This is a genomic window from Actinomadura sp. KC216 (genome assembly GCF_004348535.1).
Taxonomy (GTDB): domain Bacteria; phylum Actinomycetota; class Actinomycetes; order Streptosporangiales; family Streptosporangiaceae; genus Spirillospora.
This window is the reverse complement of sequence record NZ_SMJX01000302.1, coordinates 1-10037: the sequence shown is the minus strand read 5'-3', so window position 1 is coordinate 10037 and position 10037 is coordinate 1. Positions and strand designations below refer to the sequence as shown.

11 protein-coding genes are annotated in these 10037 nt (G+C 71.2%); 7 read left to right on the top strand and 4 right to left on the bottom strand.

The annotated features are described in order from the left end of the window. Nucleotides 1-101: 101 nt before the first annotated feature. Nucleotides 102-1565 carry an NAD(P)/FAD-dependent oxidoreductase gene (locus tag E1264_RS34345; RefSeq protein ID WP_132180296.1) on the top strand — a complete coding sequence of 488 codons (1464 nt, stop codon included), beginning with the start codon at nucleotides 102-104 and terminating at the stop codon, nucleotides 1563-1565. Nucleotides 1566-1584: 19 nt separating this feature from the next. Here the strand turns inward: E1264_RS34345 and E1264_RS34340 are convergent, their stop codons facing one another. From E1264_RS34340 to E1264_RS34330, 4 genes are all read right to left on the bottom strand, one after another. After that, on the bottom strand, nucleotides 1585-2232 hold the full coding sequence (locus tag E1264_RS34340; RefSeq protein WP_132180294.1) for a TetR/AcrR family transcriptional regulator: 648 nt from the start codon (nucleotides 2230-2232) through the stop codon (nucleotides 1585-1587). A gap of 82 nt (nucleotides 2233-2314) precedes the next feature. Continuing rightward, nucleotides 2315-2797 (bottom strand): NAD-dependent epimerase/dehydratase family protein, encoded by a 483-nt coding sequence (locus E1264_RS46085; protein WP_279491824.1) that lies wholly within the window; start codon nucleotides 2795-2797, stop codon nucleotides 2315-2317. Further along, nucleotides 2773-3105, bottom strand: coding sequence for an NAD-dependent epimerase/dehydratase family protein (locus tag E1264_RS46080; protein ID WP_279491823.1), 333 nt, complete (start codon nucleotides 3103-3105; stop codon nucleotides 2773-2775). Before E1264_RS46080 ends, E1264_RS46085 begins: the two co-directional genes overlap by 25 nt. A 42-nt stretch (nucleotides 3106-3147) precedes the next feature. After that, nucleotides 3148-4416, bottom strand: a complete 1269-nt coding sequence (locus tag E1264_RS34330; RefSeq protein ID WP_132180292.1) for a PucR family transcriptional regulator — start codon at nucleotides 4414-4416, stop codon at nucleotides 3148-3150. A gap of 329 nt (nucleotides 4417-4745) precedes the next feature. Between E1264_RS34330 and E1264_RS34325 the strand changes: the two genes are divergently transcribed. The 6 genes from E1264_RS34325 to E1264_RS34300 all read left to right on the top strand — a co-directional run. Next, complete coding sequence (locus tag E1264_RS34325) at nucleotides 4746-5726, top strand: ATP-binding cassette domain-containing protein (protein ID WP_132180290.1); 981 nt, start codon at nucleotides 4746-4748, stop codon at nucleotides 5724-5726. Between the two features lie 112 nt (nucleotides 5727-5838). Continuing rightward, nucleotides 5839-6540, top strand: a complete 702-nt coding sequence (locus E1264_RS34320; RefSeq protein ID WP_279508641.1) for an ABC transporter permease — start codon at nucleotides 5839-5841, stop codon at nucleotides 6538-6540. A 1-nt stretch (nucleotide 6541) separates the two neighbouring features. After that, nucleotides 6542-7378: an ABC transporter permease gene (locus E1264_RS34315; RefSeq protein ID WP_207936595.1), complete on the top strand. Its 837-nt coding sequence runs from the start codon at nucleotides 6542-6544 to the stop codon at nucleotides 7376-7378. Further along, on the top strand, nucleotides 7378-8658 hold the full coding sequence (locus E1264_RS34310) for an MCE family protein (RefSeq protein WP_132180286.1): 1281 nt from the start codon (nucleotides 7378-7380) through the stop codon (nucleotides 8656-8658). The genes E1264_RS34315 and E1264_RS34310 overlap by 1 nt, the downstream gene beginning before the upstream one ends. Further along, complete coding sequence (locus E1264_RS34305; protein WP_132180284.1) at nucleotides 8655-9713, top strand: MCE family protein; 1059 nt, start codon at nucleotides 8655-8657, stop codon at nucleotides 9711-9713. Before E1264_RS34310 ends, E1264_RS34305 begins: the two co-directional genes overlap by 4 nt. Further along, nucleotides 9710-10037 (top strand): MlaD family protein (locus E1264_RS34300; protein WP_132180282.1); only part of this gene is annotated, 328 nt, incomplete at its 3' end. The genes E1264_RS34305 and E1264_RS34300, both read left to right, overlap by 4 nt.

Here is a 10037-nt window from a genome sequence, read left to right as displayed (position 1 = left end):
GGGTGTGGCGGCACTCACAGGGGGATCCTCCCAATTGGATCTGGTGCCAGAAACCTACTCCAGGTAACTTACTGCGAGTAGGTTACGCGAGAGGACGGGATATGAGCGAGCGCGCCCCGGCGATCGTCGTCATCGGCTCCGGCTTCGCCGGCCTCGGCATGGCGATCCGGCTGAAGCAGGCCGGCTTCCACGACTTCGTGATCCTGGAGAAGAGCGACGCCCTCGGCGGGACGTGGCACGACAACACCTATCCCGGCTGCGCCTGCGACGTCCCCTCGCACATGTACTCCTTCTCCTTCGAGCTCAACCCGGGCTGGTCGCGGATGTTCGCGCCGCAGCCCGAGATCCGCGCCTACATGGAGCGGACGGCCGACAAGTACCGGGTGCGCGAGCACATCCGCTTCGGCGCCGCCGTCGACTCGATGGAGTACGACGACGCGGCCAGGCGCTGGAACGTGGCGCTCGCGGACGGCACCGTCCTCACCCCGAAGGCCGTCGTGTCGGGCATCGGCGCGCTGCACATCCCGTCCTTCCCGGACCTGCCGGGCATCGAGCGGTTCCGCGGCACCGCGTTCCACTCCGCCGAGTGGGACCACTCCTACGACCTCGCCGGCAAGCGCGTCGCGGTCATCGGGACGGGCGCGTCCGCGATCCAGTTCGTCCCGCACGTCGCGGAGCAGGCGAGCGAGCTGGTCGTGTTCCAGCGGACGCCGCCGTGGATCCAGCCGAAGCCCGACCTCGCCTTCCCCGCGCCGGTCCGCAAGGCGTTCGAGAAGATCCCGGGCGCGGCGCGGGCGTTCCGCGGCGGCATCTACTGGGCGCTGGAGGCCCGCGCGATCGGCTTCACCATCGACCCGCGCCTGTCGGGGCCGCAGGAGCGCGTCGCGCGGCGGCACATCGAGAACCAGATCGCCGACCCGGAGCTGCGCGCCAAGGTGACGCCCGACTACACGATCGGCTGCAAGCGGATCCTGCTGTCCAGCGACTACTATCCGGCGCTCGCCCGGCCGAACGTGGAGCTGGAGACGTCCGGGATCGCCGAGGTGCGCGAGCACTCCATCGTCACCGCGGACGGGCGCGAGCACGAGGTCGACTGCATCATCTACGGCACCGGCTTCAAGGTGACCGACGCCCTCACCGGCCTGCGCGTCACCGGGCGGGACGGCGTCAAGCTCCAGGAGATCTGGGCGGACGGCATCGAGGCCCACCGCGGCACGACGATCCCCGGCATGCCGAACTTCTTCATGCTGCTCGGCCCGAACACCGGCCTCGGTCACACCTCCGTCGTCTTCATGATCGAGGTGCAGATCCGGCACGTGCTGAGCTGCCTGCGGCTGCTGCAGGAGAGCCGCGCGGACTCGATCGAGCCGAAGCCGGACGCGTCCCGACGCTTCAACGACCGCCTGCAGCGCCGCCTGCGCCGGGCCGTCTGGAACGAGGGCGGCTGCGACAGCTGGTACCTGGACGATCAGGGCGTGAACCGCACGCTGTGGCCTGGCCACACGTTCGAGTTCTGGGCCACGTCCCGCAAGGCCAGGCCGGAGGAGTTCCTGCTGCGCCGCTGAAGAGGGGCGCGGCGCGCGGCTACTTCTGCGGCGCGAAGATCGGGCTGAAGCCCGCGATGAGCTGGCGGATCACCGGGCGCTGCTCGGCCGGGGTGCGGCCGCGCAGGTTGTGGATCGGGTCGAGGCCGTCGTAGTACGGGGCGAGGGCGAGGAACGGCAGCAGCGTCATCAGCCAGGTGGCGATGACGTCGAGGTCGGCGTCCTCGCGGATCTCGCCCCGCTCCTGCCTCAGCCGCAGTATCGGATGGATGACCCGCAGGTAGTGCGAGTTGGTGTTGTCGCGGACGACGGACCGGACGCTGTTGTCCAGCTCGAAGTTCGTCGCGGCCGTGATGCCGCGCTCCAGCGGATGCTCCGCCATGTACTCGGTCCAGTCGCAGATGGCGTCGAACAGCCATTCGTCGAAGGGCTGGTCGAAATCGATCCGCGCCATGCGGCGTTCCATCTCCTCGCGGGCACGGCGCGATGCCTCGTCGCACACGAACGCGAAGAACTCCAGCTTGTCGCTGAAGTACTGGAAGAGGGAGCCCTTGGCGATCCCGGCCTCGCGCGCGATGGTGTTCAGGCTTCCCGTCGAGTACCCGTTCTCTCCGAACTCGCGCATCGCCACCTCGAGCACCCGCTCGCGCTTGGCGACATTGAGGCGGAACCAGGTCGACGTCGGCATGGAACCTCTTCGACTTTCAGTCAGGAACCGGTAATCCGAACGTCAGGATAACGCTCCGTTGCGTCCACTGTGGCCCGTATCATCACCGGCCCTCTGGCGTGCGGCCATCCAGATACTGGAGCGTGAATTCCGCGGACGCGTAGTCTCCGCCCTGCGGCACGCCCGGCCCGACAAATGTGTCCGGAATGTCATAAGTTGCCGCATCATCGACCGGTTCGTAGCCGAGCCGTCCGTCCAGTTCCCAGAATCGGCGCGCATTGGCGGAGACGGCGTAGGCGGCGAGAATTCCCGGCGACGGGACGGTCAGCGCCGCGCGGACGAACCCGGCGCAGTCCCGGTGGCTGAGCCAGGTGGCGAGATGCCGGGGCTCGCTGGGGCGGAGTTCGAGGCTGCCGATGCGCAGGCACACCACGTCCAGGCCGAACTTGTCGGCGTAGAGGCGGGCGAGCGCCTCGGTCGCGACCTTGCTGACCCCGTACAGGCCGTCCGGCCTCGGCGGCATCTGCGGGGACACGGTCTCGGTCGACGGGTAGCAGCCGGTCAGCCGGTTGCTGCTGGCGAGCACGACGCGCGGGACGCCGGTGACGCGCGCCGCCTCCAGGATGCGCTGCGTGCCGAGATGTTGCCCTCGACCAGGTCGGGGAACGGCGCCTCGTCGGACACCCCGGCCAGGTGGACGACCGCGTCCGCGCCGTCCATGATCTCCGCCGCGTCGGACAGGTCGGTCCGGTGGACGGTCTCGTTCGGCGCCTCCGCGCGCAGCGGCGCGCGATCGGCGAGAATGAGCCGCCCGGCCTCGTCCCGCAGCGGTGTCCGGAGCGCGGAGCCGACCCGTCCGGCGGCTCCCGTCAGCACGATCGTTCCCAGGGTCATGGGGAGCAGTGTCGCATCCGGTGGCGGCGCGGTCGTGCGGGATCAGAGGCCGGGGCCGCCGCGCCGGCCGGCGGTGCGCCGGCGGCGGTGCAGGCTCGCGGCGCGGAGGGTGGCGTCGAGGGAGAAGCGCGCGTCGGCGTCGTCCAGGCTGTCGCCGAGGTAGCCCTCCAGCTGGCGGAGCCGGTACCGGACGGTCTGCGGATGGATCTTGAGCCGTTCGCCGATGTCGACCGCGGTCGCCCGGGTCGTGACGGCCTCGGCGAGCGTCTCGACCAGGCGGCGGCGCTGGCCGTCGGACACGTCGCGCAGCGGTTCCAGGTGGCGCCGGGTCAGCTCCTCGATCAGCGGCGGGTCGGACAGCAGCCACATGGTCATGAGGTGGTCCCGGCACGGGATGAGGGAGCCGTCCCGGATGACGCCCTCCTCGGCGAGCGCGAGGACGCGGCGCGCCCAGCGCAGCGAGTGCGTGGCCCGCTCCAGCGGGAGCGTCAGGCCGATGACCGAGCTCGCGTCGGACAGCGCGGCGCGCAGCATGGCGTGGCGCGCCGTGGTGAGCGGCCCCGGGACGAGCAGGCACGGTTCGGCGGAGTCCAGGTCGGCGAGGACGTCGGCGTCCAGCGCCGCGCGGGTGCAGGGGGCGTCGGGGCGGACGGCGACGAGCGTGGCCTCCTCGGGCAGCGGCCACCAGCCGGTGGACTTGGCCGGCCCCTCGATCGCCTCGGGCACGACGGCGGGCTGCTGGAGGATCAGGTGCAGGAGCCGCTTGCGGTCCTCGCGGCGGCGGATGTCGGCGTGGCCGGTGGCCTGCTGGTGGCCGAGCCGGGCCTGCGCGACGGCCTCGTCCAGGTAGACGAGCATCGCGTCGACGACGGCGGAGACGACGGCGCTCGGGACCCGCTCGCGCTCGGCGGCGGTCACCGTCCGGCGCCAAGCGATGTGGAAGGCGATGCGGGTGGCGGCCTGGAGGAGGTCGAGGCTGCGCCCTTCGACGGCCTCGAAATGGCCGAGCGCCCGGCAGGTCTCGTCGCGCTGGGCGGTCGGGGCGTCCGGGTCGGCGACCCTGTCCAGGAGGCCGGCGAGCAGGAGGTCGACGCTGAGCCGGAGGATCCGGTCGTAGGCGGACAGGTGCGCCCTGTCGTACTCGGGGATGCTCCGCTTGATCTCGGTGACGACCTCCTGCGCGACGTCGGGCAGCTCCGCGCGCAGCAGGTCGAGGAAGGCGCGCCGGCTCCGGTCGGTCTCGGACAATTCCAATGCCTGCGACATGGGAAAGGCGACCTCCGCGTCGGCCGGCTCGAACACCGCGAACATAAAGTCGCCGTCCGGTGCTGGCAAGGCTTTCCCGCCCGGCGGCCCGCGGCCCGGCGCGTTTTTGCGCGCGAAGTGACAAGAACGGCGTTCGGTTGCTGGCTCGGTGACAAACCAGAACCGTCGGGACGGGCCGGCGGGCCCGCCGACCCCCTCAAGTTACCCTCGGGTAATCACCGATGATGTGTTTTCAGTGATCGAAGACTAAGCCGGTGACAATTTTGGGGCGCCATTCATCGAATTGCGCACGGAATCCTGCGAAGCCCTATTGAACGCGTGGGCTACTCGGCCGTAACGTCCTCGCGACGTGCTGATCGCGAGTGGTGGTGAGCGTGGGAATCGAAGTCGTCGTCGAGGGCCTGACCAAGGCGTTCGGGCCGCAGGTCATCTGGCGCGATGTCACCCTCACCTTGCCCGCCGGCGAGGTCAGCGTGCTGCTCGGCCCGTCCGGCACCGGCAAGACGGTGTTCCTCAAATCGCTGATCGGCCTGCTCAAGCCCGAGGAGGGGCGGGTCCTGATCGACGGCGTGGACATGGTCAACGACCCCGACCGGCGCGTGTACGAGGCCCGCAAGCGGTTCGGCCTGATGTTCCAGGACGGCGCGCTCTTCGGCTCCCTCACCCTCTACGACAACATCGCGTTCCCGCTCCGCGAGCACACCCGCAAGAAGGAGGCCGAGATCCGGCGGATCGTGCTGGAGCGGATGGAGATGGTCGGCCTCACCGGCGCGGAGCGCAAGCTGCCGGGCCAGCTGTCCGGTGGCATGCGCAAGCGCGCCGGGCTCGCCCGCGCGCTCGTCCTCGACCCGGAGATCATCCTGTGCGACGAGCCGGACTCGGGGCTGGACCCCGTCCGCACCGCGCACCTGTCGCAGCTGCTGATCGACGTCAACGCGCGGATCGACGCGACGATGCTGATCGTCACCCACAACATCGAGATCGCCTCGACCGTCCCCGACAACATCGGGATGCTGTACCGCCGCGACGTGATCGCGTTCGGGCCCCGCGAGGCGCTTCTCACCAGCGACGAGCCGGCCGTCGCCCAGTTCCTGCACGGCGACGTGCGCGGGCCGATCGGGATGTCGGAGGAGAAGGACGCCGCGCTCCTCGCCGCGGAGGCCGCCGCCCGCCCGCCGGCGCGCCGGACGATCGCGATCCCGCCGCAGCTCCGCCCGACGCCGGGGTCGCCGCCCCGCCAGGGCGAGTTCCGGCACGCGCTGCGCGTGGACGAGATGTTCCCGCGGCTCTCGCCCCAGGCGCAGCGGGCCATCCTCGCCAACCGCCAGGAGGGGACCGGCCATGGCGCGCACTGAGACCCCCGGGCTTGATCCCTCGACGCCGGGGCCCGCGGCGCCCGTGGTGCCCGGCGCGGGGGCGCTGCGGCAGGTCGGGCGGCTGTTCGCGCTCGCCGGGACCGTCCTCGCGATGACGTTCCGGCGGCCGTTCCAGGTCCGCGAGCTGATCCAGCAGTTCTGGTTCATCGCGTCGGTCGCGATCCTGCCGACCGCGCTGGTGTCCATCCCGTTCGGCGCGGTGATCTCGCTGCAGGTCGGGTCGCTCGCAAAGCAGCTCGGCGCGCAGTCGCTCACCGGCGGCGCGAGCGTCCTCGCCGTGGTGCAGCAGGCCAGCCCGCTGATCGTGGCGCTGCTGATCTCCGGCGCGGCGGGCTCGGCGATCTGCGCCGACCTCGGCTCCCGGACGATCCGCGAGGAGATGGACGCGATGGAGGTCATGGGCGTCTCGCCGATCCAGCGGCTCGTCGTCCCGCGCGTCCTGGCCTGCATGGCGGTCGCGGTGCTGCTGAACGGGCTCGTCTCCGTCGTCGGCGTCGCGGGCGGCTACTTCTTCAACGTGCTGATGCAGGACGGGACGCCCGGCGCCTACCTCGCCTCGTTCTCCGCCCTCGCGCAGCTCCCCGACCTGTACATCAGCGAGCTGAAGGCGCTGATCTTCGGGTTCATCGCCGGGGTCGTGGCCGCCTACCGCGGGCTGAACCCGAGCCCCGGCCCGAAGGGCGTCGGCGACGCGGTCAACCAGTCGGTCGTCATCACGTTCCTGCTGCTGTTCTTCGTCAACCTCGTGCTCACGGCGATCTACCTCCAGGTCGTCCCGCCGAAGGGGGCGTGACGTGGCGATCCCCGGGGCGCGGCGGCTCCGCCCGGTGAAGCTCGTGTCGTGGCTGGACGGGCCCGGCGACCAGCTCGGCTTCTACGTCCGGGCGCTGCTGTGGACGCCGCGCGCCGTCCGCCGCTACACGCGGGAGTCGCTGCGGCTGCTCGGCGAGGTCGCGTTCGGCAGCGGCGCGCTCGCGGTCATCGGCGGCACGGTCGGCGTGATGATCGGCATGACGGTGTTCACCGGCGTCGTCGTCGGGCTCCAGGGGTACGCGGCGCTCGACCAGATCGGGTCGGCGGCGTTCACCGGGTTCGTGTCCGCGTACTTCAACACCCGCGAGATCGCGCCGCTGGTCTCCGGGCTCGCGCTGTCGGCGACGGTCGGCGCGGGCTTCACCGCGCAGCTCGGCGCGATGCGGATCAACGACGAGATCGACGCGCTGGAGGGCATGGGCATCCAGTCCGTCCCGTACCTGGTGACGACCCGGATCATCGCGGGGACGGTCGCGATCGTCCCGCTGTACGGGATCGGGCTGCTCAGCTCCTACCTCGCGTCCAGGCAGGTGACGATCTGGTTCAACGGGCAGTCGGCCGGGACGTACGACCACTACTTCAACATCTTCCTCGCCCCTGAGGACGTGGTGCTGTCGTTCGCCAAGGTGCTGATCTTCAGCGTCATGGTCGTCCTGGCGCACTGCTACTACGGCTACCGCGCGGCCGGCGGTCCCGCCGGCGTGGGCGTCGCCGTCGGCCGCGCGGTCCGCACCGCGATCGTGCTGATCAGCGTGACGGACTTCTTCATCAGCCTCGCCATCTGGGGCGCCACGACGACGGTGAAGGTGACGGGCTGATGCCGCGACGGACCACCCGGCACGTGATCGGGCAGCGCCTCACCGGGGTGGCGTTCCTGCTCGTCCCGGCGCTGCTGATCTGGCTGTCGATCGCGGTCTACGACAAGCGGTTCAGCGAGGTGACGACGGTGACGCTGCGCACCTCGACCGCCGGGCACGAGATGCATCCGCTGGCGGACGTGAAGGTCCGCGGCGTCGTCGTCGGCGAGGTCCGCTCCATCGAGGCGGACGGGACGGGCGCGAAGCTCGAACTGGCGCTCAAGCCGGAGCTCGCGGACCGCGTGCCGGCGGACGTGCGGGCGCGGCTGCTGCCGACGACGGTGTTCGGCGCCCGGTACGTGTCGCTCGCCGCGCCGCCCGGCTCGTCGGCCGGGCCGATCGAGGAGGGCGACGTGATCTCCGAGGACCGCAGCGAGAACGCGGTCGAGCTGTCGGAGGTCCTGAACCGCACGATGGACCTTCTGAACACCGTCCAGCCGGCGAAGCTGTCGGCCACGCTCAACGCGATGGCGACCGCGCTGCAGGGGCGCGGCGACCAGATCGGCCGCAACTTCGAGCAGCTCGAAGCGTTCCTGCGGAAACTCAACCCCGAGGTCCCGGCGCTCGCGCGCAACCTCGCCGAGCTGGCGGAGTTCTCGCGGCACGCGTCCGACGCGGCCCCCGACCTGCTGCGGGCCCTCACGGACTTCACGGTGACCAGCCGCACGCTCGCCGAGCAGCGCGCGGCGATCGCGAGCCTGTACGACGCGGTGTCGGGATCGTCCGCCGACCTGGACGGCTTCCTGCGCGCCAACTCCGGGAACATCATCGCGCTGGCGTCCGCGAGCCGCGGGAGCCTTGAGCTGATGCGCCGGTACGCCCCCGCCGCGCCCTGCACGTTCCGGACGCTCGCCGAGTTCGTCCCCAAGATGAACCGGGTGCTCGGGCAGGGCACCGACAAGCACGGCGTGCACGGTGTGGTCGTGTCCGTCCCGCACAAGGGCCGGTACCTGCCGGGCAGGGACAAGCCCCGGTACGGCTCCGGCGGCGGGCCGCGCTGCCCGAGCGTCCCGTACCTGGCGGCAGACGGCGCGACGCGGGTCCTGTCCGCGGGCGGGGTCCCCGGCGCGGGCGGCGGCGCGGGCCGGAGCGGGCTCGGGCCCGCCAACTCGGCGTCCGAGAACGACCTGGTCAACGAGCTGGCCGGGCCGTCGCTCGACGAGGTCCCCGAGGAGCTGCCGGACTGGTCGAGCGTCCTGATCGGCCCGATCTACCGGGGCACGGAGGTGACGGTCAAGTGAGGCTCGGCGGACAGGGGCTCAGGGGCCTGGCGTTCCCGCTCACCAGCTCGCTGATCTTCATCGCGGTGACGGCGGCGGCGACGATGCTGCTGGCCTCCAGCATCACCGGCGCGACCAGCGGCGACCGCGTCACCTACCACGCCAAGTTCACCGACGTCGCCGGGCTGCATCCGGGGCACGGCGTCCGGATCGCGGGCGTCGAGGTCGGCCAGGTCGAGAAGATCGAGGTCAGCGACCGGCGGCTGGCGCGCGTCACGTTCGAGGTCGACCGCGACCGGGAGATCCCGGCGTCGGCGACCGCCGCCGTCAAGTACCTGAACCTGGTCGGCGGACGCTACATCGCCCTCGGCCGCGGCCCCGGTTCTCCGGGTGCGGCGTTGAAACCCGGCGGGACGATCCCGGTTCGGCAGACGACGGGCACGCTCAACCTCACCCAGCTCTTCCAGGGTTTCCAGCCGCTGATGCAGGCGCTGTCGCCCGGCGACGCCAACAAGCTCTCCGAGTCGATCGTCAAGGTGCTCCAGGGCGAGGGCGGCACCATCGAGAGCCTGCTGCGCACGGTCGGGGAGCTGACCACCACGCTCGCCGCCAAGGACCAGGTGATCGGACGGGTCATCACGAACCTGAACAGCGTCGTCCAGACCGTCAACGCGCGGGACCGGCAGCTCGTCGACCTCGTCACCACGCTGCGCCGGTTCACCTCCGGGCTCGCCGCCGACCGCGGGCCGATCGGCGAGGCGCTCGGGTCGATCGCCGACCTGACCAGCGCCACCGCCGGGCTCCTCCAGGTCGCGCGCCCGCCGCTGAGGGACGACATCGTCCACCTCGGCCGCCTCGCGGACAACCTCGACCGCGACAGGCCGCTGCTGGAGCGCTTCCTGCAGCGGTCGCCCGGGAAGGCGGCGACGCTCGGGCGGCTGGGCTCCTACGGGTCGTGGATGAACTTCTACCAGTGCGAGGTCAAGCTCGTCGGCGTCACCTGGGCCGGATCCGACGTGTCCGACGAGCCGCCGCCCACCGGGATCCCGATCAAGGACGCGAGGTGCCGCGGATGAAGCCGCTGCGGGAACGCAACCCGGTCGCGGTGGCCGCCACCGGCATCGCCGTGCTGCTGGTGCTCGGCCTGCTCGCCTTCCGCGCCGACGACCTGCCCGTCATCGGCGGCGGGACGACCTACAGCGCGTACTTCTCCGAGGCCGCCGGGCTGAAGGACGGCCAGGAGGTCCGGGTCGCCGGGGTCAAGGTCGGCAAGGTCACCGGCGTCGCGCTGGCCGGGAACAAGGTGAAGGTCACCTTCCGGGTCAAGGACACCTGGATCGGCGACGCCACCCGCGCCACCATCATGATCAAGACGCTGCTGGGCTCGAAGTACCTGCAGC